The organism is Thalassotalea fonticola (assembly GCF_032911225.1).
GTDB lineage: Bacteria > Pseudomonadota > Gammaproteobacteria > Enterobacterales > Alteromonadaceae > Thalassotalea_A > Thalassotalea_A fonticola.
The window spans coordinates 1,747,282-1,773,209 of record NZ_CP136600.1 but is presented as its reverse complement, the minus strand read 5'-3'; the positions used below and the strand labels follow the sequence as shown (position 1 = coordinate 1,773,209).

21 protein-coding genes are annotated in these 25,928 nt (G+C 35.0%); all 21 read left to right on the top strand.

Annotated features, from left to right (window positions below; all coding sequences use genetic code 11):
* Positions 1-2 precede the first annotated feature (2 nt).
* The 21 genes from RI844_RS07180 (at position 3) to RI844_RS07080 (ending at position 25,894) form a co-directional block, all read left to right on the top strand.
* Entirely contained in the window at positions 3-1,163 is a 1,161-nt protein-coding gene (locus RI844_RS07180; protein ID WP_348397762.1) for a nucleotidyltransferase family protein, read from the top strand.
* Positions 1,164-1,451: 288 nt separating this feature from the next.
* Positions 1,452-2,624 carry a nucleotidyltransferase family protein gene (locus tag RI844_RS07175; protein ID WP_348397761.1) on the top strand — a complete coding sequence of 391 codons (1,173 nt, stop codon included), beginning with the start codon at positions 1,452-1,454 and terminating at the stop codon, positions 2,622-2,624.
* 396 nt (positions 2,625-3,020) lie between these two features.
* Complete coding sequence (gene rfaH / locus RI844_RS07170) at positions 3,021-3,542, top strand: transcription/translation regulatory transformer protein RfaH (protein ID WP_348397760.1); 522 nt, start codon at positions 3,021-3,023, stop codon at positions 3,540-3,542.
* A 681-nt stretch (positions 3,543-4,223) separates the two neighbouring features.
* Entirely contained in the window at positions 4,224-5,333 is a 1,110-nt protein-coding gene (locus RI844_RS07165; RefSeq protein ID WP_348397759.1) for a polysaccharide export protein, read from the top strand.
* A gap of 184 nt (positions 5,334-5,517) precedes the next feature.
* Complete coding sequence (locus RI844_RS07160; protein WP_348397758.1) at positions 5,518-5,886, top strand: four helix bundle protein; 369 nt, start codon at positions 5,518-5,520, stop codon at positions 5,884-5,886.
* A gap of 112 nt (positions 5,887-5,998) precedes the next feature.
* Entirely contained in the window at positions 5,999-6,430 is a 432-nt protein-coding gene (locus RI844_RS07155) for an arsenate reductase/protein-tyrosine-phosphatase family protein (protein ID WP_348397757.1), read from the top strand.
* Between the two features lie 272 nt (positions 6,431-6,702).
* The gene (locus RI844_RS07150; RefSeq protein ID WP_348397756.1) at positions 6,703-8,946 is read left to right on the top strand and encodes a polysaccharide biosynthesis tyrosine autokinase; all 2,244 of its coding nucleotides are present in this window, start codon (positions 6,703-6,705) and stop codon (positions 8,944-8,946) included.
* A gap of 296 nt (positions 8,947-9,242) precedes the next feature.
* Positions 9,243-10,523 (top strand): Vi polysaccharide biosynthesis UDP-N-acetylglucosamine C-6 dehydrogenase TviB, encoded by a 1,281-nt coding sequence (gene tviB, locus RI844_RS07145; protein WP_348397755.1) that lies wholly within the window; start codon positions 9,243-9,245, stop codon positions 10,521-10,523.
* A gap of 112 nt (positions 10,524-10,635) precedes the next feature.
* Positions 10,636-11,667, top strand: a complete 1,032-nt coding sequence (locus RI844_RS07140) for an NAD-dependent epimerase/dehydratase family protein (protein WP_348397754.1) — start codon at positions 10,636-10,638, stop codon at positions 11,665-11,667.
* Between the two features lie 3 nt (positions 11,668-11,670).
* A complete protein-coding gene (gene rfbB, locus RI844_RS07135) occupies positions 11,671-12,771 on the top strand; it encodes a dTDP-glucose 4,6-dehydratase (protein WP_348397753.1) in 1,101 nt (366 codons plus the stop codon).
* A 15-nt stretch (positions 12,772-12,786) separates the two neighbouring features.
* Positions 12,787-13,668: a glucose-1-phosphate thymidylyltransferase RfbA gene (gene rfbA / locus RI844_RS07130; RefSeq protein ID WP_348397752.1), complete on the top strand. Its 882-nt coding sequence runs from the start codon at positions 12,787-12,789 to the stop codon at positions 13,666-13,668.
* On the top strand, positions 13,665-14,738 hold the full coding sequence (locus RI844_RS07125) for a TDP-N-acetylfucosamine:lipid II N-acetylfucosaminyltransferase (RefSeq protein WP_348397751.1): 1,074 nt from the start codon (positions 13,665-13,667) through the stop codon (positions 14,736-14,738). The genes rfbA and RI844_RS07125 overlap by 4 nt, the downstream gene beginning before the upstream one ends.
* A 1-nt stretch (position 14,739) precedes the next feature.
* The gene (locus RI844_RS07120; protein WP_348397750.1) at positions 14,740-15,300 is read left to right on the top strand and encodes an acyltransferase; all 561 of its coding nucleotides are present in this window, start codon (positions 14,740-14,742) and stop codon (positions 15,298-15,300) included.
* Positions 15,297-16,427 (top strand): dTDP-4-amino-4,6-dideoxygalactose transaminase, encoded by a 1,131-nt coding sequence (rffA, locus tag RI844_RS07115; protein WP_348397749.1) that lies wholly within the window; start codon positions 15,297-15,299, stop codon positions 16,425-16,427. The genes RI844_RS07120 and rffA overlap by 4 nt, the downstream gene beginning before the upstream one ends.
* Positions 16,420-17,451 (top strand): acyltransferase family protein, encoded by a 1,032-nt coding sequence (locus RI844_RS07110; protein WP_348397748.1) that lies wholly within the window; start codon positions 16,420-16,422, stop codon positions 17,449-17,451. Before rffA ends, RI844_RS07110 begins: the two co-directional genes overlap by 8 nt.
* 154 nt (positions 17,452-17,605) lie before the next feature.
* Complete coding sequence (locus RI844_RS07105; RefSeq protein ID WP_348397747.1) at positions 17,606-19,006, top strand: oligosaccharide flippase family protein; 1,401 nt, start codon at positions 17,606-17,608, stop codon at positions 19,004-19,006.
* The gene (locus RI844_RS07100; RefSeq protein WP_348397746.1) at positions 19,006-20,379 is read left to right on the top strand and encodes a hypothetical protein; all 1,374 of its coding nucleotides are present in this window, start codon (positions 19,006-19,008) and stop codon (positions 20,377-20,379) included. Before RI844_RS07105 ends, RI844_RS07100 begins: the two co-directional genes overlap by 1 nt.
* Positions 20,380-20,575: 196 nt before the next feature.
* Entirely contained in the window at positions 20,576-21,241 is a 666-nt protein-coding gene (locus RI844_RS07095; protein ID WP_348397745.1) for a sulfotransferase family 2 domain-containing protein, read from the top strand.
* 94 nt (positions 21,242-21,335) lie between these two features.
* Positions 21,336-22,271: a glycosyltransferase family 2 protein gene (locus RI844_RS07090; RefSeq protein ID WP_348397744.1), complete on the top strand. Its 936-nt coding sequence runs from the start codon at positions 21,336-21,338 to the stop codon at positions 22,269-22,271.
* A 372-nt stretch (positions 22,272-22,643) separates the two neighbouring features.
* On the top strand, positions 22,644-23,705 hold the full coding sequence (locus RI844_RS07085; RefSeq protein ID WP_348397743.1) for a glycosyltransferase family 4 protein: 1,062 nt from the start codon (positions 22,644-22,646) through the stop codon (positions 23,703-23,705).
* Between the two features lie 215 nt (positions 23,706-23,920).
* On the top strand, positions 23,921-25,894 hold the full coding sequence (locus RI844_RS07080) for an acyltransferase family protein (protein ID WP_348397742.1): 1,974 nt from the start codon (positions 23,921-23,923) through the stop codon (positions 25,892-25,894).
* Positions 25,895-25,928 lie beyond the last annotated feature (34 nt).

Here is a 25,928-nt window from a genome sequence, read left to right as displayed (position 1 = left end):
CGATGGCATTAAATAATAATAAAATAAATCAACAAACGTTTTATGATCTTGGCATGTGGTTGTCTTTCCCTAACAAGCACACCAATGCGCAACTCGCTCGCTTGCAAGACGAAGATAAACGCCTACCACTGGTTACCTTAGCCAACAATTATTGGCTCATTGGTGCATTAGCACACAGCCTAAAAAATAGTACGGTATGGTCAACACTTGATCCCGAACTTATTACCTATTTGCTCGAACTTGAACAATTTTACCTACAGCGTTCACAAAGCATAAAAGATGAAGCCATTTTTGCCTGCCAATTACTTGTTGATGCCAATATCAAAGTAGTTATGCTTAAGGGCGGGGCCAATATGTTTAGCGGCGTAGCCTCGCCAATTAGCACGCGGTTTATGACCGACATTGATTTACTCATACCTGAGCAGCAATACCAGCGTGCTAATGACGTTTTAATGGCGCATGGTTATGAAGAAAATCAAGATGAGCATGCCATGCCCGCAACAGAACATCATCATGCCTCTGCCTTATATCGACACAACGGTGCCTGCTGTATTGAGCTACATCGTTGGGTATTAAAACAATCGGTTAGCGATGTATTAGCAACCGAAGACGTGTGGCAACAGGCTATACCGTTGCAATTAACCGCAGCGCTACAGGTATTACAACTAACCGCAAGCCATCAGGTTATTTTGTCTATTGCTCATTCTGAGTTGTCGAATACAGGCTACGAAGACAAGCATTTTGATTTACGCCAATTGATTAATTTAGTCGAAATTACCAATTTTTATCAAAGTGAGGTTAACTGGGCAACGGTTAAACAACACTTTATCCGCTGTAATAAACTGCAACCGTTTAATGCCCTGCTTTATGCGGCAATGCGCATCACCAATTTACATACGCCATTAAACATTGAATATGATAAACCCGCTAAGCAACACTTTTTAGAGTGTTTGGCACAATTTGAACAGCGCCAGGGCCTTACCAGCAAGTTTAACCATTTTACCAAGCTGCTCAAAGAGTATAAGCGTGACAGTATTTTTGTTGCTTATGGCCGCAACGGGCACATGCCGTTAACCAAAGGCAGGTTAAAGCACTTAAAGCGTCACTTTTTAATGGCGATAAAGCCCAAATATTTACAACGCTGGTTAAAGCGTTTCAAGTAATGTTCAAGGCACTTGCGCCGAACATCCTCTCACCTTAGCGACACTTGCTGTATTTTGAACATCACAACGGGCCGCTCATTAATGCATAAAAGTATGGTAATCAAGGTGCAACTTTTTTATACTTAGCCAGGCAAAATATTTTAATCAGTGCTGTTAAATCGATTTATTTTGACCAGTAACTGAAAGAAATAAAATGAATGATATCAATCAAATAGTTAATTATCTTTTTCAAAGACGTTAAACAGATTTTGTTGTTAATATAAAAAAGTAGAGTGACAAAGGACGTTTATGTCAGCAGTAAACCCGCAGCAAGCAAAAATCACCGCACAAACCTTTCTTGATATGGGCATGTGGTTAACGCACCCTGAGCAATGTAGCCAGCAACAGTTAAATAACTTGCTAGATGAAGATGCTCGGCTGCCGTTAATTTCATTAGTAAATACTTACTGGTTAGGTGGCGCACTGCACAACAGCTTAAAAGACAGCAACGTTTGGCAAGCACTTGATCAAGAACTACAAGATTACTTAGCTGAATTAGAGCAATTCTATAACCAACGCAACCAAGGCATTAAAGAAGAAGCCATTTATGCCTGTCAGTTGTTAACCAATGCCAATATACCGGTGGTAATGTTAAAAGGCGGAGCAAGTTTATTTAATGGGGTATTTAACCCCATTAGTAACCGCTTTATGACTGATATTGACTTATTGGTACCTGAAGAGTTACAAGACAAAGCCAATCAAACTCTTATGAGCTGTGGTTATGCACAAAATATAGAAGAGCATGATCACGCCGCGGTTGGCCATCATCATGCCCCTGCATTATTTCGAGAAGGTGGTCATTGTTGTGTAGAGTTGCACCGCTGGGTATTAATGAAATCGGCAAGCGATACATTATCTACCGAAGAGGTTTGGCAGAATGCCAAACCGTTAGCATTAACTAGCACTCTAACAATATTGCAAATGGAGCCAACACAGCAAATTGTGTTATCGGTTGCCCACAGCGAGCTCTCACACAAAGGCTATGAAGATAAACACATTGACTGGCGCCAACTGTTGAATTTACAGGCAATTGCAAAGCAATACCAAAATGACATCAATTGGCAATATGTATTCGAGCATTTTAACCGCTGTAAAAAGGCAGAATCATTATCGGCGTTGTTATATGCAGCCAATAAATACTTAAAGCTAACAACCGCAATTACTTGTACCGATGATAAACAAGCAGTGAGTCATGTTAACACTTGCATAAAACAGTATGTTAAAAGGCAAAGTGCCCACAAACGGTTTAGCCATTTATTTACCGTTATAAAAGGCTATGGCAAAGAAAGCATTAAAGTTTCCTATGGTGACGATGGCCACTTTCCTGTTTTTACAGGTCGTATTAAACGCATGAAACGTCATTTAAGTATGCTGACCAAGCCTAAATATCTTAGCCGCTTTATTAAAAAAGTGTTTCATTAATTTTGCTTGCTAATTTATTGAATCATCGAACATATGTAGTTGCGCTTATGTACAATAAAGGTGACATGCAATAGCCAATCAATTACTGAATGTAAATTTTATGTAATTTAATTACACAAAATCACATTTGAGTAAAATAACTATCGCTTTTAACCGGCACTTTCTTTATAATCCTCCCTCTTTTACGCTATATATTGAGTGGTTTTTAACCGAATGTATGTTGAAAAATAACATATAAAATTAAAACCCTATTAATATCAGCTGTTTCATTAATTTTTTTAAATTTAATGATACGTAATTTTGCAAATTTTGTTGTTTCGTTTATTAAAATTTACACGTTAAAACAATAATAAAAATAAATAAATAAATTAAGAATAAACATACAAAGGATGCAGTATGTCAAACACACAGAACAGCCATTGGTACGTGCTAACAAGCAAACCCCGAGAAGAGCAACGTGCGTTTGACAACTTGGCCTCTCAAGGACTTGAGGTGTTTTTACCGACAGTTTCCAAGGTAAAAAAGCGACAAGGAATTAAGTCGGTATCACAAGACCCCTTATTCCCTAATTATTTATTTATCTACCTCAATAAAGACGAAGCAAATTTTAATGCGATTCGTTCAACTCGAGGTGTAGGCAGTTTTGTGCGTTTTGGTGTAAACCACGCAACTATGCAAGACAACTTAATTGAAAAAATAAAGCAAGATTTACAGGGTGAGGGCAGTAATAAAAGCCTTGAACAATTATTGAATTACAGCAAAGGTGAACAGGTAGCAATAACTGCAGGCCCATTTAAAGGCCTACAAGCCATTTACCAAGCCAAAGATGGCCTAGAGCGCAGCATTTTATTAATTAACATGCTGGGCCAACAAAACGAAGTATTAATAGAAAATCAATCTATCGACAAACTAGATTAATTTCCTCTTAATATTCGTCATTCCCGTGCAGACGGGAATCTATACGTAATGTTAAAAAACGGTTGGTCCGAATTTATTCGGACGTAATCCCCTAAGGGGACAGTGGCTAACGCCATAACGCGCGAATAAATTCACGCCAACCAAAAATACAATTTAAACCGAAAAATCAACGATTTTTCTTGCCTTTTGGAGCCAAACCAATGGGCGGAAGCGTGCCTAAAACACACTAAAGCAGAATTTCGCTTGGCCAGAACTAGGTTGGTCCGAATTCATTCGGACGTAATCCCCGAAGGGGACGTAACTAAGCCCGGTTGGTCCGAATTGATTCGGACGTAATCCTCGAAGAGGACGTAACTAGCCCGGTTGGTCCGAATTCATTCGGACGTAATCTTCGAAGAGGACGTAACTAGCCCGGTTGGTCCGAATTCATTCGGACGTAATCTTCGAAGAGGACGTAACTAAGCCCGGTTGGTCCGAATTTATTCGGACGTAATCCCCGAAGGGGACGTAACTAAGCCCGGTTGGTCCGAATTTATTCGGACGTAATCCTCGAAGAGGACGTAACTAAGCCCGGTTGGTCCGAATTTATTCGGACGTAATCCCCTAAGGGGACGGCTAACGCCATAACGCGCGAATAGATTCACGCAAACATAAAAACTTTTTCGTAAACAAAGAAAAATTATGAACCTAATAAAACTAATAATTACCTCATTACTCGCTTTCAGCATAACCGCCTGCACCATCCCAGGCGGCCACATTCAAGGGGTTAGTGCCCATGATGAGCCAAGTGAAGTAGAGCAATTTGATATTACCCAGTCGGTAAATACCGTATTGATAACACCCAAGGTATTATCTGGCTTAAGACAAGCAGAGCCAACCGCCAGCCAAAACTCAAATTTAGAGCAACAAATTTTTAACTATGCCTACGTAGTAGGCATAGGTGACGTATTAAATGTTATTGTTTACGATCACCCAGAACTTACTACCCCAGCGGGACAATTCCGTGATCCTGAGCAAATAGGCAACTTAATCGATGCCCAGGGGAATATCTTTTACCCATACATTGGCCAAGTTCACGTGGTTGGTAAAAGCATTGCAGACATTCGTAAGTTATTAACCACTAAGCTAAGCCGTTACCTTGAAAACCCGCAAATTGACGTGAAAGTGGCCGCCTATCGCTCAAAACGTACGTATGTTACTGGCGCAGTAATGGCGCCAACTGTAATGCCTATTGGTAATGTACCGGTTACCTTACTTGATGCCATTAATAGTGCTGGCGGCATAAAAGATGACGCAGACTGGCGTAGTGTTATTCTTACCCGCGATTCAAAAGATGAACGCCTAGACTTATACGCCTTGTATCAAAAAGGCGACATGAGTCAAAACCGCTTATTGCAACATAACGACATAGTGCATGTACCACGCAACGATGCCACTAAGGTATTTGTAATGGGCGAAGTTAAACGTGCCAGTACCTTACAAATTCAGCGCAGTGGCTTAACCTTGGCAGAAGCCTTGGGTAATGTCGGCGGTTTTAACGAAATGACCGCCGATGCGTCGGGAATTTTTATCTTGCGAGCAAGCCTAGATAGCACAAAAACTGTTGATGTATTTCAACTTGATGCGTCAAACGCTGCCGCATTAATACTGGCTACCCAGTTTCAGTTAAAACCAATGGATTTAGTTTACGTAACCAGCGCGCCAATTGCTCGCTGGAACAAAGTTATCTCGCTACTGCTACCAACGGTTAGAGGCTTAGACGACTTAAACGACTTGGAACAAGATTTATAAATTTATACCTAAACAGAAGCAGATTACGAACCAGAACTTAAACAGCAACCGAAACTAGAAAACTGACCTAGCTTTTCGTTCCTCGTTCCTAGTACCTCGTTCCTGGATTTTGGTTCCTGTTTTTAGTTCCTAATTTCTAATTCCATACTACCCTTAAGTTTGAAAGCTAACTTAAGGAAAAGTTATGAAATATACTCAACTAGACGTATGGAAACGTTCTTCAAATTTGACTTGTCAAATTTATAAAGAATTAAAAAACTGCAAAGATTACGGTTTTAAAGACCAAATAACACGTTCTGCTTTATCAATACCTTCTAATATTGCCGAAGGCGAAGAAAGAGAAACCGCAAAAGAATCAACAAGGTTTCTCTATTATTCAAAAGGCTCAGCAGGGGAGTTGATAACCCAACTGTATATTGGTATAAAAATTGGCTTTATTGATAAACAAATTGGTTTAGACTTTATTAACGAAGTAGAGCAAATAGCTTCGATGCTTGGTGCAATGATAAAGAAACGAACAGGTCTACCCCTGAAACAAAAATTTAATAAATAAAACTTAAAATAGAACTTTAATAATAGAACTTAAACAGAACCAGAAATTAGCAGCAACCGAAACTAGAAAATATACTTAGTTTTTCGTTCCTCGTTCCTCGTTCCAGGATCCTATGTTCAATAAAATACTAACCGTTTGTATTGGCAATATTTGCCGAAGCCCTAGCGCAGAACGCATTTTAAAGGCAAAACTGCCAACTAAAGCAATCACATCGGCAGGCTTAGGCGCACTAGTCGGCCATGGCGTAGAAGAGCACGCCGCGCAGATACTTGCCGAGCATAATTATGATGACAAAGAGCATCAGGCACGCCAAGTGAGCAATCAAATGATTATTGATGCCGATTTGATTTTGGTCATGGAAAAAAAACACCAACAATCGTTAATGAATAAATACCCAGCGGCCAGTGGCAAAATTATGCTACTTGGCAAATGGAACAATGAGGAAGAAATTCCCGATCCTTACAAAAAGAGCATCGACGCATTTCAGCAATCATTCAAACAAATTGAACACAACTGTCAACGTTGGGCCGATAAACTAGCGTAATGGTAAATCGGCACAGTAAACGAAACTTAGAACATTACCTTTTGTTCCTCGTTTCACGCTCCAATATAAAAAAAGAATTAATAAAATATAACGGATAAATAACCAAGAACCCGAACAGCAAACTAAACCATAAACAACTTAGTTCCTCGTTTCCAGTTCCATTTTATCTATTTAAACCAAACTAATTAAAGGTGAACAGAGCCAGAAAACTGAACGAAGCTTACTAATATAGCCCCTCGTTCCTAGTTCCTCGTTCCTCGTTCCTAAAACCTATGACCGAAAAATTAAATAAAACTCGAATAGCACAACAAAGTGCAGACACCGACAACGCCGCCGACGACATCGATTTTAGCCGTTACTTCAACTTGCTGTTAGAAAGTAAATTTTTGATCGCTAGCGTTACTGGTGTTTTTGCCGTTATAGGCATTGTGTTTGCCTTGTTACAAACGCCTATTTATCAAGCGGACTCATTGATCCAAATTGAGAAAAAATCGTCTGCTGTACCTGGCTTAGGCGATTTTGAAGAAATTTTTGGTGCCGGCAATAACGATGCTGCTACCGAGTTAGTATTACTTAAATCTAGAAAGGTTATAAGTTACGCCGTTGACGAATTAAAGTTAGATATGGTTGCTAAACCAAAACAGTTTTACAGTTTAGGAAAAATGGCGGCCAGACGGTTTAACAGTAATGGTTTTAATCACCCATGGTATTCGCTGTTTTTCTCCGATTCATACGCCTGGGGCGGCGAAACCATCAAAGTGAGTAAATTAACCATTCCGGCATCGTTACGTGGAGTAATGCTTACTCTGGTGTATTTAGGCAATAACCAGTATCAATTAATGCGCGATGAACATTTAGTATTAACGGGTGAAATAAACAAATTTGCGACTAATGAAGATCAAACCATTGAAATATTGGTGACAGAGATTAGCGCTGAAAAAAATACCGCCTTTGTCGTAGGCAAACATTTTAAAGAAGATGTGATCCTAGCGCTTAAAAAAATGATAAAAGAGCAAGGTTTGGGTAAAGACACTGGGGTATTAACGCTAACGCTTGAAGGTGAAAACCCAGATAAAATTAAAAAAATATTAAACTCCATTGCCGAAGGCTTTTTATTACAAAATATCCAACGCATGTCGCAAGAAGTAGAGAAGTCGATTGCGTTTCTAACGGCCGAATTGCCTAAAGTTGATGGTAAACAAATGGCGGCCGAACAAGCATTAAATCAATACCGCTTAGAAAATGACTCAGTGGATCTTACCCTTGAAACTGAGTCGGTGTTAGAGCAACTGGTTGTTATTGACACTAAGCTGCATGAATTATCGTTTTTAGAAGTGGACATAAGCCAAAAGTTCACCAAAGAGCACCCTAAGTATGTATCCTTAATCACTAAACAGCGTGATTTAGAGCAACAAAAACAAAAAATCAATAACTCGATTAAAGGTTTACCGAAAGCGCAGCAGAAAATATTGCGCATGGCGCGCGATGTAGAAGTTAACCAACAAATCTACCTTGCCTTATTAAACAAGGCACAAGAGCTTAACGTTGTAAAAGCCAGTACCGTGGGTAATATTAATATTGTCGATTATGCTGCCGTTGGCCGTTTTCCAATCAAACCGAAAAAACCGATAATTGTGATCATCATCACTATGCTGGGTGGTTTTTTAGCAGTTGCCTTTGTTATTCTTAAAGCAGCGTTTCATCGCGGTGTTACTAACCCACAAGACTTTGAAGACGTTGGCCTAACTGTGTACGCCACTGTTCCGTTAAGTGAAGATCACCTTAAACGCAGCCAACTATCTAAACTCAAAGAAAAAGTGCAACGTAATAAGCGCAATAAACCCAACTTAGAGTTATTAGCACAAGTAAACCCCGCTGATATGACCATAGAGGCTTTACGCTCGTTACGCACCAGCTTGCACTTTGCCATGTTAGAAGCGAAAAATAATGTGGTAATGATCTCAGGGGCAAGCCCAGAGGTGGGCAAATCGTTTATCTCTGCCAATCTTGCCACCGTAATAGCACAAACCGGCCAAAAAGTGTTATTGGTCGATGGAGATATGCGTAAAGGCTATCTGCAAAAAATATTTAACGTCGCCAGCGACAATGGCTTATCGGAACATTTAATTGGTGATATTGAGTTGAGCGATGTTATCAAACAAACCCGCATTGACAACTTAAGCTTGGTTACCCGTGGGCAAATACCACCGAACCCTTCAGAGCTATTAATGAGTGAGCGCTTTACTAAGTTTATTGCGCAAGTAACAACAGAGTATGATTTGATCATAATAGACACACCGCCAATTCTTGCGGTAACCGATGGTGCTATTATTGGTAACCATGCCGGTACGTCGTTAATGCTCGCTAGATACGACATGAGCCCGTTAAAAGAAATAATCACTTCGGTTAACCGATTCGATCTCAATGGTGTCGAAATTAAAGGCCTGATCTTCAATGCGGTTGAAAAACGCGCCAGTGATTATGGCTATTACAACTATGGGTACGAGTATAAATAGGTCCTAATAGGGAAACCTATTGGCAAGAAATTCTCTCGCGTGTTTTGTCATTCCCGCGAAGGCGGGAATCTAAAGACCTTCAAACCATATCTAAGAAAATATAAATCATCATTCCGTACTTGATACGGGACCTAAAATTGGCTAAATCAAACAGAAAACTGACTAAGGCCTGAATAAATTACTGACCATTTAACATGAGTTTATTCATGTTTTATTTCGAAAGAAAATCGTGTGAATTTCAAATTCACGCAACCAAAAAAAATTCAAATTAATAAATAAAAGTAAAGGAAAACTACATGAGTTTTTCATTAGACAATGTAAAAATTGCAGTCATCGGTCAAGGCTATGTTGGCTTACCATTAGCGGTAGAGTTTGGTAAAAAAATGCCAACGTTAGGTTTCGATATTAACGAAGACCGCATTGCTGAATTAAACGCAGGCCAAGATTCAACGTTAGAAGTGAGTCCTGAAGAGTTAGCAGAATCAAAACACATTTCTTACTCGGCTAACGTCGATGATTTAAAAGCATGTAACATTTACATTGTGACGGTTCCAACGCCAATCGATGAATACAAAAACCCAGACCTAACACCGCTGATCAAGGCTAGTGAAATGTTAGGTAAAGTCGTCTCTAAAGGTGATGTACTTATTTACGAATCAACAGTATATCCTGGGGCTACAGAAGAAGACTGTATTCCAGTAGTTGAGCGTGTATCAGGTTTAACATTTAATAAAGATTTCTTCGCTGGTTATTCTCCTGAACGAATCAATCCTGGAGATAAAGAACACCGTGTTACTAATATTAAAAAGGTGACTTCAGGCTCTACTCCTGAAGTCGCAACATTTGTAGATGACTTATACAATACTATCATTACGGTTGGCACCCATAAAGCAGCTAGTATTAAAGTTGCAGAAGCTGCAAAGGTTATTGAAAATACTCAACGCGATGTCAATATTGCCTTAATCAATGAATTAGCACTGATCTTTAATAAGTTAGGTATTGATACATTAGAAGTGCTAGAAGCGGCAGGGACAAAATGGAACTTTTTACCTTTCCGACCAGGGCTTGTTGGCGGGCACTGTATCGGTGTTGATCCATACTACTTAACGCATAAAGCTCAAAGCATCGGTTACAATCCTGAAATGATTTTGGCTGGTCGTCGTTTAAACGATAACATGGGCGAATATGTCGTTTCTCAACTTGTGAAAAGTATGGTGAAAAAAGGCACTCGAATCAAAGGTGCCAACGTTTTAGTCATGGGGTTAACGTTCAAAGAAAACTGTCCAGACTTACGTAACACAAAGGTCGTCGATATAGTTTCTGAATTAAAGGAATACAACATAAATGTTGATATTCTTGAACCTTGGTGTTCTTCAGAAGAAGCCGAACGTGAATACGGCTTATCAACAATATCTTCCGCTGAGAATGGAAAGTACGATGCAGTAGTTTTAGCTGTTGCTCATAACGAATTTAAAGTAATGGGCCCAGAAGCAATTCGTGCACTAGGCAAACCAGATAGCATTGTTTACGACTTAAAATACGTATTACCAAAAGAAGCCGTAGACCTAAGACTATAAAGTATTTCATTACTCTATATTATCGTCATTACCGCGAATGCGGGAATCTACAACATCACAATAACATTATTATCGTCGTTCCCGCGAAGGCGGGAATCCATAGAAAACTATTATGACTAAATACGATCAAGTAAAAAAAGACCTACTAGAAAAACCTAAAACCTGGTTAGTAACTGGCGTAGCCGGCTTTATTGGCTCAAACCTTCTCGAACATCTTTTAAAGCTAAACCAAACCGTAGTAGGCTTAGACAACTTCGCAACAGGGCACCAACATAACCTTGATGAAGTACAAGGTGAAGTTAGCCAAGAGCAATGGTCTCGTTTTAACTTTATTGAAGGTGATATACGTAATGCCGGAATATGTAAAAAAGCAGTAAGTGGTGTTGATTATGTATTGCACCAAGCGGCATTAGGTTCTGTACCACGTTCTATTAACGATCCTGCTACAACTAATGACGTAAACATATCGGGTTTTCTAAATGTCCTAGTTGCAGCACGTGATGAACAAGTCAAGAGCTTTACCTACGCTGCATCAAGTTCAACTTATGGTGATCATCCTGCACTTCCTAAAGTAGAAGAAAACATTGGTAATCCATTATCTCCGTATGCAGTTACTAAATATGTAAATGAGTTATACGCTGATGTATTCGCCAGAACATATAACTTCAATATAATTGGTCTTCGATACTTCAACGTATTTGGAAAACGCCAAGACCCAAATGGCGCTTATGCTGCGGTTATTCCCAAATGGACCGCTGACATGATTAACAATGAAGAGGTATTTATTAATGGCGATGGTGAAACAAGCCGCGATTTTTGTTTCATTGAAAATACAGTCCAAATGAATATACTTGCCGCAACTGCAAACGATGAATCAAAAAATAACGTATTTAATGTTGCGGTAGGTGACAGAACCACCTTGAATAAGTTATATGACAGTATTCAAGACTCGTTAAATGCAAACAATGTCAATTGTGATTCAAAACCTACTAACAGAGAATTCAGAGCTGGGGATGTAAGGCATTCTCAAGCTGATATTTCAAAAGCTAAAACATTACTAGGCTATGAACCAGAGTTTAGGATCCAAGAAGGTATCGACAAGGCTATGCCTTGGTATATTGAATTTTTAAATAAGCAATCATAAGTAATGAAGATATTAGTAACTGGCGGTGCAGGCTTTATAGGCTCAGCCGTAATACGCCACATTATTCAAAATACCCAAGATAGTGTGGTCAATGTAGATAAACTGACTTACGCGGGTAATTTAGAGTCGCTGTATAAAGTCGAAAGTGATCCCAGATATGCATTTTCACAAACTGATATCTGTGATGCTAAATCTATTGAACAAATTTTTAATGAACACCAACCTGATGTTGTGATGCACCTAGCTGCTGAAAGTCATGTTGATCGTTCAATTGATGGTCCGAAAGAGTTTATCGAAACCAACATTATTGGCACTTATACGTTACTTGAAGAAAGCCGTAAATATTGGATGGCTTTAGAAGGTGATAAAAAGTCTACCTTTAAGTTTCATCATATTTCTACAGATGAGGTATATGGTGATTTGGAAGGCCCAGAAGATTTGTTTACTGAAGAAACATCATACGCGCCAAGCTCACCTTATTCAGCATCAAAAGCATCAAGTGACCATTTAGTTAGAGCTTGGCTCAGAACATTTGGTTTACCAGCTGTGGTAACAAATTGTTCAAACAACTATGGGCCATACCATTTTCCTGAAAAGCTTATTCCTTTAATGATATTAAATGCCCTTGAAGGTAAACCGTTACCTGTATATGGCAATGGTCAACAAATAAGGGATTGGCTATTTGTAGAAGATCACGCAAGAGCTTTGTATCTAGTTGCAACACAAGGCAAGGTAGGCGAAACCTACAACGTTGGTGGTCATAATGAAAAAGCGAATATTGATGTAGTAACAACAATCTGCCAACTTCTAGAAGAGCTAGTTCCAATTAGTTCAAATTTAACCATTCAATCACTTCCTGAATTTATTTCAGGATCTATTCAAAGCTATTCTGATTTAATCACTTATGTAAAAGACCGCCCAGGCCACGACGTACGTTACGCCATTGACGCATCAAAGATTGAAAGAGAACTCGGCTGGAAGCCAGTCGAGAGCTTTGAAACTGGCATTCGTAAAACAGTTTTATGGTATTTAAATAATAAAACTTGGTGGTCGAGAGTATTAGATGGCTCTTATTCTATGGAACGCTTAGGTTCTGGAAATTAAACTTTAGGTAATTTTATGTCTAAAAATACGAAAGGAATTATCTTAGCTGGTGGTTCTGGTACAAGGCTTTACCCAATAACTAAAGGGATTTCTAAACAGCTTTTACCTGTTTATGATAAGCCAATGATTTTTTATCCTTTATCGGTATTAATGCTAGCTGGTATTAGAGAAGTCTTAATTATTACTACTCTTGAAGATCAAGCTGGCTTTATCCGCTTATTAGGTGATGGTAGTCAGTTTGGTATAGAACTAACCTACAAAGTACAACCAAGTCCTGATGGTTTAGCACAAGCATTTATCATTGGTGAAGAATTCATCGGTGATGATAATGTTTGTCTAGTTCTTGGTGATAATATTTACTTTGGTCAGGGATTTTCTCCATTACTAATTAATGCAGCTAGCCGTGAAAGTGGTGCAACTGTATTTGGTTACCAAGTAAAAGATCCAGAACGTTTTGGTGTGGTTGAATTTGATGAAAATCAAAAAGCTATTTCTATTGAAGAGAAACCACTAAAAGCAAAATCAAATTTTGCTGTAACCGGTTTATATTTTTATGATAACAGTGTAGTAGAAATAGCTAAAACCATAAAACCATCAAATCGTGGTGAGTTAGAGATCACATGTGTTAATAATGAATACTTGAAACGTGGTGAACTAAATGTTGAATTATTAGGTAGGGGATTTGCGTGGTTAGATACTGGTACTTATGACAGTTTAATGGATGCAGGACAGTTTGTACAAACAATTGAAAAGCGTCAAGGTTTTAAGATAGCTTGTCTTGAAGAAATTGCATTTAATCAAGGTTGGTTAACCAAAGAACAAATAAAATCTACAGCTAAACAAATTATGAAAAATACTTATGGTGAATACTTACTCAGCTTAGTAAAGTACCGATGAAAAGATCAGCAAATAAAATATTGCACATTATTTGTAATGATAAATTCATAGACCATTTTTATAATCTTATAAATCAACAGTTTAATAAGGATTGTCATTCATTTATATATTTGAATGATGCATCACCTGAAGAATACCCTATCCCAGAAGCTAAGAATGTTATAAATATTAATAACCAGTTTATCGGACCGAAAAAAATTTGGGGGCTTATTAAATTTATTAAACCTCATTTTTGCCATGCGGATAAAGTAATTATACATGGTTTATTTTCAATTAATTTAATTCGCTTTCTATTTTTTTATCAATATTTCTTAAAGAAATGCTTTTGGGTTATGTGGGGAGGAGATCTTTATGCTCCTCAACTTTCAAAGAGTAAATCATTAAAAGCTCGAATTAATTTATTTATTGCTAAAAAAGTAAAAGGAAAATTCAAAGGCTATGTTACATATTTGAGAGGAGACTTCGAACTTGCTCAAAAGTTATATAATGCAAAAGGTGAATTTCATGAATGTATAATGTACCCAAGTAATTTGTATAAAGAATTCCAACTTCCCAAAAAACATTCAAATATAAGGACTATATTGGTTGGTAATTCAGCTGATATATCAAATCTTCATGCAGAAATATTTAACAAATTATCTAGCCTAGAAGATCAAAATTTTGAAATTATTTGCCCCTTATCATATGGCTCAAAAAAATATGCTAAGTATGTTTCAGAACTTGGTATTTCAATGTTTTCCGGTCGTTTTAAACCATTGATGACTTTTATGCCTTTCGAAGATTATTTGAAATTACTATCCGAGGTTGATATCGCTATTTTTGCACATAAAAGACAACAAGCAATGGGTAATACAATAACTTTGTTAGGACAAGGTAAAACTGTTTATATGAGAAATGATGTTACTCCATTTACTCTGTTTAAAGAACTAGATATTAGTGTGTTTGATTTCAATGAGTTTGAGCTTGGTCTATGTGATGAATTGACGGTAAACAAAAATCAAAAAAATGTTAAAAACTATTTTTCAGAGAAAAATTTAGTTAAACAGTTACAGAATATTTTTGAGGATTAAAATGGCATATTTTAATAATGAACAATTAGAAAATATGGGGTTTAAGTATGTGGGAAAAGACGTAAAAATTAGTGATAAAGCTAGTATTTACGACCCTGATAAAATATCTATAGGTGATTACTCTAGAATTGATGATTTTTGTATTGTATCGGGCAAGGTAAATATTGGAAAATTTGTACATATTACGCCTATGTGCCTGATAGCAGGAGGGGAACCAGGTGTTGAGTTAAGTGATTTTTCTACGCTTGCTTATGGTGTGAAAATATTCTCACAGACAGATGATTATAGCGGTGAAACAATGGTTAACTCTTTAATAGATCCTTGCTTTAAGAAAGAGATTTTTGCACCAGTGAAGATTAGTAAACATGTCATTGTCGGTAGTAATGCAGTTGTTTTTCCAGGTGTAACTATTGAAGAAGGTTGTTCCATTGGTTCAATGACCCTTGTTCACAAGACGACTAAGCCATGGGGTATCTATGTAGGCATACCTTCTAGACGTTTGAAAGAAAGAAAGAAAGACTTACTTGAGTTAGAGTCACGTTTTTTAAAGAGTATAAAATGATTGTTTTTAATAAGCCTCCATATACAACTAATGAAGACCAATATGTTTTAGAGGCCATGCGTAGTGGCAAAATGTCGGGTGATGGAAGTTTTTCAGAACGGTGTCACAAATGGTTTGATGAAAGATTATCGTGTGCTAAGTCATTACTTACTCCTAATTGCACACAAGCTCTTGAAATGGCGGCGGTGCTAATCGATATAAAGCCTAATGATGAAGTTATTATGCCGAGTTATACATTTGTTAGTACTGCAAATGCTTTCGTTTTGAGAGGAGCTAAAATTGTATTTGTTGATATTAGACAAGATACTATGAATATTGACGAAAAACTTATAGAAAAAGCAATTACAACAAAAACAAAGGCGATAGTACCTGTACACTACGCAGGTGTAGCATGTGAAATGGACAAGATAATGTCCATTGCAGATAAATATAACTTATGTGTAATAGAAGATGCAGCCCAAGGAATGATGGCCACATATAAAGGTAAACCTTTGGGGACTATAGGTCATTTAGGAACTTACAGTTTTCATGAAACTAAAAATTATACTAGTGGTGGAGAAGGGGGCATACTAATAATAAATAACCCGAAGTACATTGAGCGGGCTGAGATTATAAGAGAAAAAGGAACCAATCGAAGTTCATTTTTTAGAGGTATGGTTGATAAATATTCTTGGGTTGATTTAGGAAGTAGTTATTTACCTTCAGATATTCAAGCTGCGTACTTATTTGGTCAATTGGAAAAAGCTGACGTTATTAACACACATCGATTACGTTTGTGGGATGAGTATAATCGAATATTGAAGCCTCTTTTGAAAAAAAATGTAATTGAGCTACCTACTATACCAAGTAAATGTGTACATAATGCCCATATGTATTATATAAAAGTTAGAGATTTAGAGACAAGGACAAAACTTATAAATTATTTGAGGCAGAACGATATTATCTCTGCATTTCATTATGTCCCTTTACATACATCACTTGCGGGCAATAAGTTTGGCGAATTTTGCGGTAAAGATAATTACACTACTAAAGAAAGTGAGAGACTGTTACGACTGCCAATGTTTTTCGGTTTAAGATTAGAAGAAGCCCAATACGTAGCCCGAATTGTGAAAGAATTTTATGGATAAGCTTAACGGAATTCAGATTTTAAGAGGGCTAGCCGCTTCAATTGTTGTTTATCACCATTTTATGCAAATTTTTTACAAATTTGAAAGTAATAACTTCTTAGGCGATTTTTTTTCTAATTATGGTGATTTTGGTGTCGATATCTTCTTTGTAATAAGCGGGCTGGTAATGGCTATTTCGTTACAGAATAAAAAGCAAACATCGGCTTCATTTTTTAAAAATAGACTGGTAAGAATAGCACCTACTTATTATTTTTATACTTTAATATTTTTATTGATGGGGATAATATTTGATAGTATTAACTCTTCACATGCAAGTATTGAAAGTGTACTGAAATCACTGTTATTTATAACTCATGAAAATCCATCACCTGATCTAGGTTTTTTTCCTACTTTAAGTGTTGGATGGACACTTAATTTTGAAATGTTTTTTTATTTGGTACTAACTCTGATTCTTTTTTTACCATTTTCAATTCTTTCTAAGTTAGCAATTGCTGTTTTTGTATTATCATTTTCTCCCGTTCTTTATAAAATAACCAAAGTTAATATTTATGAGGTGGTTGCAGGGAATTATAAATTAATAGAATTTTCGCTAGGTATACTTCTTGGCATTGCCTTTAATCTAGAAAACAAACTTGGCATAACAAGTAAGTTAACTTACTTTACTAAGTTAACTTTATTACTTTTGGGATTTATACTCCTGCAAGTTGTTTCGCACCCCCTCGTAAAAGAATTACTATTAGCATCATATGTAGTTTTACTATTTATATTTTTTGGACAAACTTTTAATAAAAAAAACTCTATCATTAAGTTCTTTATTTATTTGGGAGAAATATCTTATTCGGTTTATCTTTCTCATTTAATAATTATATTTTTAATTTGGTCATTTCTACCAATTCTAGATAATTATTACCTTGTTATTTTAGGGGTATTGTTAACGACTTTAGGAACTTTTTTTGTTTCAGTTATTACACACAAACATATCGAAGTGGGGTTAAGTACCACGCTTAAGGAATACTTTAGATAACTAATTACAATGACCCTATACAAGTTATGTTTTTTTTAATATTTAAAAAATAATTTTAAAAGTCACAATTTAGATTTTTTAATGTAATCAAATGATAATAATTTATCCCCTAATAAGATGTAATGTCTAACAAATAGTATATCGGAAGTTTTAAATGTCAGAAAGAAAGCAACTCTCTTGGAGCCTTATAGGTTCAATTTCAAACGCTATATTACAAGTATTACAGATAAGTATACTTGCTAGAATGTTGAGTCCATCTGAGTTTGGTTACTATGCAATTTGTACCTTAGTTATTGGACTCGGAGCTCTATTCGCTCAATCTGGCATTGGTAATGCGATAATTAAGCAAAAGACATTTACATCGAATCAGGCCTGTAGTGTATTTTGGTTTAATTTATTTATTTCAATCATTATTTTTATTTTTATTTGCTGCCTATCTTACCCCATAGAGATATATTTTGAACTTGAAGGGCTCTGGAGTTTAATTTTATTATCAGCTTTAGCAATTCCAATACTATCTTCTGCACGTATTTGTAAAGCCGTTTTACAGAGAAACCTTAAGTTAAATTTGATTGCAAAAGCCGAGATTATTTCTCGTATATTCGGTGTAATAATAGCTATTTTTGTCGCTGTGAATAATGGTGGAGTATATGCGATGATATATGGGAACATTGCTTGGGCTATCTCATTATTTGTATTATTGCGTTATTTTACGTGGAATGACTTTAAAGTTAACAATGGCTTCAGGATTTCAGACGTACAACCTTTGATAAGGTTTTCTGTAATTCAATTATTTGAGTTGTTATTAAATTATTTTTCGAAAAATTTGGATATAATTTTTATTACTAAAGTGTTAGGTGCTGACGCTGCTGGGGGATATTCCGTTTTAAAAGGCTTGCTGTTCCGTGTAGCAGATGTTATCTATCCAGCATTAAACTCCTATTTTTATCCTAAAATGTCAAGTCATCAAGATGATGAAAAACATTTAATAGACGTTTATCGTCGTTTTTTTAAGTTGTCGTTAATACTTATAACTTTTTCATATTTAATTGTAGCGTTGAATTCCGTATTTATAATTGATCTTTTGCTTGGTGATAATTTTCATTCGGTAGTAAATTTAGTTCCACTTTTTTGTTTATGGTTAGCTATAAGATATAGTAGTGCAACTGTTTCCACTTTGTGGCTTGTGAAAAATAAACCAGAGTTTGGAATATATTGGAATACCTTCTCCTTGTTACTATTATCAATAACAATATTTTTGGTGTCTAATGGTGATTTGGAAGTTCTGATAGGAGCATTTGTAATATTGCATTTCTGCTACTTTTTTATAAGCCTATTAATAGAACGTACGTTATTCAGTTGTGAGGATCACAAGGTTACTTCAAAGATTAATTGGTTTTTTTGTGTATTGTCATTATCAGTTTTAATCTATCACGTTATTCATGTAAATTTATATTATCCAATTCATGTTCTATTTTTTAGTTTATTATTAGCTGCTGTATTTACGATTGGGCTTTGGATGAAAAGACACATATTTTTAGAAGGGGAAGTTTAATGTCCTATTCTAGTTTAGGTAGCGGGCAAGCTATCAAGTCTATAGATGAAATTGAAGACTTTTTTGATAAAGAAAATATCATTGACCCTAGAAATGGTACATTGATGGAAATGGATGCTCTTAGTTTATATTGCATTGCGGAATTTGAATCACGCCCAGAAATACAAGAAAGAGTAATAAAAGCTGTTTTTGCAAATTTAAAAGCTAGCAGAACAAAACAGTTTTGGTGTCATAACCCTTGGAATTGTAATGAAATACATTTACGTTTCACTTCTTCGGCTATAAGATTATTGCTGATCGATAGTACTTGTTCAGGTCAACACTTCTCATATGAAATGAAAGAAAATCTTTTATTAAAACATTTGTCCTATAATGAGAAGTTAAGTCGTGGCACTTGGTTTTTACATGATTCTGTAGAAGCCAGCGATATGGACTATCCAAGTCCTCATATACTCAATCGTAAACTAGGATCAAGTGAAGGGAATATGTTGATTTTAAATACACATATTGACACTTTAATAACTTGTTTAATCTATAATCGTGAAAAAAAATCTAATATTATAAATAATAAAGTAAATGAAGGCTTAATAGCTTTAGATTTTTTTATTGAAGGAAGCAAAAATATACCTAAACCAATTCAGGCTTTAGAGCATGTTTGTAGAAAATTAATGTTCTCATTGATTGGTAAAAAAAAATTGACTCAGAGGCTTTTGGGAAGAGTGATAAAAGAGCTTTACTATTTTCGATTGAGATTATTTTTAAAGAAAAAATGGAACTTTTATTTCTTTGATGATGGCTATACTGAAAGAGACCTTTGCCTAAAGGTACCTAATTTTGAATATCACCTTGTAAATATTTGGGATATTTCACGTTTTCTAAATTGGGTTCTTCTCGACAAAACATATTCAAATAATTTGAAAAATTTAGACTTGTTGAAATCTATATTGCTCAAAGGCCTTGATTATGCGTTATCCGATGATTTTTTCCAGATATTGAAACGAAGCAGTGTTTCAGATGCAATGCTATCCCAATTATTGGAAACCATTATTCTTACGGCTAGGTTAGGGCTAATTAAAGAAAAGTATATAACGACTTTCTTTCATTACAGAGGGGAAGTTGCACCATCACCTGGATTACTAGGTTTTGATCCAGTAATTTCAGGAGTAAATTACTTGCGTAAAATACAACGTATAAAAAAAGAAATTAAATACATTGGCAACTTAGATATAATCCCATTCCCAGATGATACTTTTTTGTTAATTAACTTCGATAATATAGAAATAGACTTAGATAAAGTGCCTTATAAATGCGTATGGTCTAGTAAGTCTGTAAACAAAGTTATACCGCCAAATACAATGACTCTATTTAAATAAATGTTATATTCTCTTGTTGGATAAGGTAATTAGAATAGTAGAACGACTGTATGAACATCACTTTAAAAGATTTAGTGCAATTAAATAAATATTATATAGTCCAATTGTACAGTCATTTAAATACCTGAAAAATAACTGTTCTACTCATTACTTTATATTCATTCTTTTCTTCAAAAACAATTAGGTAAATGATTTTATGATTTCGCATGATAACAAAGTTATCTTTATACACATTCCAAAGTGCGCTGGAACTAGCATAGAAGAAGCCCTTGGTCATAATGTTGGCACTTATAATGCTCAAGATCACCGCAGTCTTAGGTTAATAGAGCAGCCATGGTTAAAATACAGCTCACTTTCTAATATCGATAACTTTCAAGAGCTAATGCGAAAGCTTAATCATAAATTCAGAAATAATAATGATTCAAATAAATTATGTCTAAATGCTGAACAATATGCTGAGTATTTTAAATTTACTTTTATAAGAAACCCATACTCAAGAGCTTTTTCATGGTATCAGAATGTAATAAGAGATGCTAATCACCAAAAGCGGTATGGTATTGATGACAGTATTACGTTTTTCGAATTTTTAAATAAGTTTGCAGGTAAGGGGCCTTTAAGAACACAGTTATCATATATAAAAAACTTTTCTGGAGAAATAGAAATGGACTTTATTGGAAGGTTTGAATCATTGGAAAAAGATTTTTTAATTGTTGCTGAAAAGCTTGGAATGAAAGGTGTCAAATTACCTCATTCGATTAAAGGCGGCTCTGAAAATTATAGAAAATTTTATAATCAGAAAACCAAAGACATAATTGAACGTGTTTATAAAAAAGAACTAGAATTGTTCGAATATTCTTTTTGATAGTTTTCGTTTATGCCGTACTATTAACGCCAAATATCGCTAACCCTTTAAAAGTGACTTTTTAACAACTACAAAAATCTATAAGAAGTACAAAATGAATTACTCAGTAGTTATACCAATATATAATTCCTCAACGACCTTACAGAGGACTTTGAATTCAGTCTTAAGTCAAAATGTTCCTCCTAATGCTATAATTTTAGTTGATGATAGGTCCTCTGATTTAAAGCAAATTAAAGCAATAGTTTCTAAAATTGAAATCTGTACTTTAATTGAGAAATCTTTGAAATCAAATGCGGCACATTCAAGGAATATTGGTTGGGAATATAGCCTTGATGAGGTGGTCTTTTTTATCGATTCTGATGATGAGTGGTTACCAAATCACACCGAGGTATACCTTAATTACTTTAAAGAAAATATTGAAATTGAGTGTGTATATGGTTCATTTATTAACGTTTTTACTAACCAAGAAAATACAGAAGAGTTTATTGTACAAGACTATAGACAATTAAATTGTTCCCCTTCAGATTTTATCCTTAAGTACAACAATGACTTTAGAACAAGCACGCTGGCTTTGAGAAGAAATGTTATTGATAAAGTAAAGTTTGATGACAAAGCTTTCAAGCATCAGGATTGGGATTTCTTTTTCTCATTAGCAGGAGCCAGTGTTGTTTTTAAATGCTCATCACTACCTACTGTTCATTTGAATTGCTTTGGCAATCATAGGATGAGTGCTAGTAACAATTTAAGAGCTACACTTTACTTTATTGATAAGTGGGAGGCTATGTTAACTAACACACATTATAGTAAAATATTTAAAACACTAATGTTAAACTCCATAACTAGAAAAGATGAAATAGAGTTAAAGACGATATATAAAGAGTTTGTTTTAATAAGAAAAATAGATATTGCTTTAAAACTTAAGTGGCTCTGTGTAATTGGTAGTGTGACCCCCAAGTTTACAGCATTGTCTGTAAGGTTACTTCGAAATATGTTGGCGCATAAACGAAGATTAATGTGCGCTGTAAATTAATACTGAAAAAGGCTTTGTAGCAAAGTTAATCTATCTAATATTATATCAAGAATAATGAATTAACTTACTAGAATGACTTAACCTTTATATGTAGGCTATAAATATTTTTAATATCCGAACAAAGCCCAATAGTTTATTATCAAAGTTATTTCATTAAGCCACATAACTTCATAACCTCGAATCCTTAAAAGTCTCATGTAAATTAGAAAAAGGTTATAAAATAAACTCAAAAATTGATGTTTCGGATAAACTAAAATTTAAACAAGTATGACGTGTTTTAGCTAGTTATCAGCTGAAATAGAAGCGCTTGATGTAAACTATATGCGGTTAAGGTAAAACTGTTTTCTATAAAAATAGATGAAGGAAATTAAATTGAAATTGTTATTGATCTGCCCTAGTTTAAAAAATTCAGGACCGATAAATGTTGTTCTTTCATTAATTAAAAATATTAACCCCAAATTATTTAAGATTACGGTTATATATTTTTTTTCTGATTCAGCCGAATACAAACAAATACTTCAAGATAAAGGTGTTAAATTTGTAAGGCTTGATGGGTCATTAATACATAGAGCTTTTAGTCTTTACCAGCAAATAAAAATCATAAAACCGGATGTAATTCATTCTCATTGTTTACTACCAGATGCTTTGGTTTGGCTATTATCTCCGTTTATTTCATCCCGGAAATTGACGACAATTCATTGTAATTTATTGGAAGATTACAGAACCGAATACCCGTTAATTAAGGGATATATATATTATAAACTGCATAAGATTTTTTTAAAAAATTTTAATAAAGTTGTAACCGTTTCTAAATCTGCTGGGGGATGTTTAGATAATATTGAAACATATACCATTTATAATGGTGTTGATTCTTTAGCGCAAAATGAACAAAAAATATTTAAAGCTGAAAATATAAACTTTGTTTTTTTAGGAAGGCTTATTCCTCGAAAAAATGTAATGTTTTTGGTGAAGGCAATTGAAGAGTTAAAAAATAAATATGATCTAAGGGTTACTGTGGAAATTTTTGGAGATGGACCTGAGTTTGATGAATTAAAAGAACAAGCTTCTTCTGATTTTATTTTTCATGGGTTTATCGATAATCCTCTTAACTTAATTAGTAAAGAATCTATATTGGTCAATCCTTCATATTCAGAGGGGATGCCTATGGCAGTACTAGAATTCATATCTCTAGGCTTGCCTGTTTTATTATCAAATATAAGTTCTCACCAGGAATTAAAAGATAAAATTCAAAGTGGAGTTGAAATTTTTGACTTGTCTTTTGAATCATTTGAAGAAGCTTATTTAAAAATAATAAAAGATAATAAAACTCTTAATTTTAATAAGCAGGAGATGTTAGAAAATTTTAATTTAAATTTTTCTTCTGATGCAATGGTACAGTCTTACAGTGCTATATATGAACAACTATCATCTTAACGGACTAATCTAATATAATATTTTTTTAACATTCAATTAAAAAAATTAAAATAAGTGTTAACGACTCTAAGGTTTAGGAAGTCTGAAGTAGCTCGATATATGGCCTTTTAAGTTGTTTTATGATTACCATAGTCCCATTTATAATAAACCATAAATGATCCTATCAAGCTATCCCATAAGTGCTAAAAGAGTTTAAAAATAATTAAAGGTGTAATTTGAAATTTAGAAATGATATCAATGGATTAAGAGCCATTGCCGTTATGGTTGTTGTTCTTTTCCATTTCAAAGTAATTGGTTTTAATGGCGGGTTTATTGGGGTTGATATTTTTTTTGTAATCTCAGGCTACTTAATGACTCAAATTATATTTTCGAAGCTTTCAAATAATAATTTTACTTTATTGAATTTTTATATCGATAGGGGAGCTAGAATTATTCCTGCGCTAGCGGTTCTGTGCCTTGTATTAATAGCTTTAGGTTGGTTTTATTTAATACCCTCAGATTATGAGAAATTAGGGAAGCATATAATTGGTGCAATATCATTTATATCTAATATATTATTTTGGCGTGAGGCTGGTTATTTTGATGCATCATCCCATGAAAAATGGCTATTACATACATGGTCATTGTCAGTTGAGTGGCAATTTTACATAATTTATCCGATATTGATTTCTATTTTGTGGGGGAGACTATCAAAAAGTAGTGTAGTTAAAGTAATCGTTATTGCATTTTTACTCTCGTTATTCACGTCAATCTTTTTGACACGTACCAGCCCTTCAACAGCTTTCTTTTTGTTGCCAAGTCGTGCTTGGGAAATGCTGTTAGGTGCCATGGTCTTTTTGTTCCCTTTGAGTTTGAAGTCTAACCAGCAAAGATTACTAAATCTTTGTGGAATAATTTTAATTTGTTTAAGCGTATTCTATTTTAGTTCTACAGATTTGTGGCCATCTTATTTAGCTATTCTTCCCTGTTTAGGTACGGCATTAGTCATTTCTTCCAATTATGGTTCATTTTTTACAAATAATAAAATATCCGAATGGTTAGGAAATGCATCTTACTCAATTTATTTATGGCACTGGCCTATAGTTGTTGGGTTGAATCAATTCCAGCTAACTGACGATTGGTATTGGGTTTTCTTCGGCGTAGTAACCTCAATAGCCCTAGGTGGGATGTCCTATGCGTATATTGAAAAGCCGATTAAAACTCACTATAAAACTAAAAAGATGAAACCTAAAATACATACAATTATAACTAAGCCCTCCTTCTATTTTTTAATTGTAGTTTCTATTGGTACTGTAGGGGGGTACATTAAGTTTTCGGATGGTTTTTATTTCAGAGTTAACGAAGCCGTGACTCTGGCAAATATGGAAAAATTTAATACCAATAAAAGTTTTTCTAAATGCTTAATTCAAGATTCTTATGAATCAAGTGGTTGCTTATATGGTTCTGAAGGAAAAGTTAAGTTGATAGTGCTTGGTGATAGCCATGGGCTCTCATTAATCTCTGCATTGGAACTAGGTTTTGTGCAAAATAAAATAGATGGGAAAATTCTCTTTCTAGGTTTTGCTGGCTGCCCGGTAATCGAGAATGTTAAATTCAGATCATTTCCCAGTTCAAAGTGTGGTGAATGGTCTTCAAATCAATTGAAAAAAATTGAACGTGACTATGAAAATATTCCTGTGGTTTTCATAACTAGGGCTTCACTTGCATTAAATAATCAAACCGACTCTCTGAAAATAACATCTCCAGGGCCTTTAGTTTACTTCTCTACTCCCAAATCTGTCGTAGATGAACAACTTTTAATTGAATTTAAAGATGGATACAAAAATACCATCAATAGACTAAGTAAAAACAGAAAAGTTTTTATAGTGAAACCTATACCAGAATATTATCAAGATATACCTTTAATTATGGCTCGTAGAGCAATGTTTAGTGACTTTAGGGAGATAAGTCTTTCTGAGGGAAAATATAAACAGCGAAATGCAATTATTCTTGATTTGCTAAGTTTAATAGAAGTCGACAGAAACGTAACTTTATTAGACCCTCTGCCACTCTTATGCAAAAATTCAACTTGCTATTCATCTCTATCTGGTCGCCCCTTATATTCTGACAGTGATCATTTAAGTGAATGGGGAAATAAATTTATTATTCCAATGTTTTCCCCGCTTTTTGAAGAAATTTTAAGTTACTGAGTTTACCTAATTGATTATTAATTTACTGATGTAA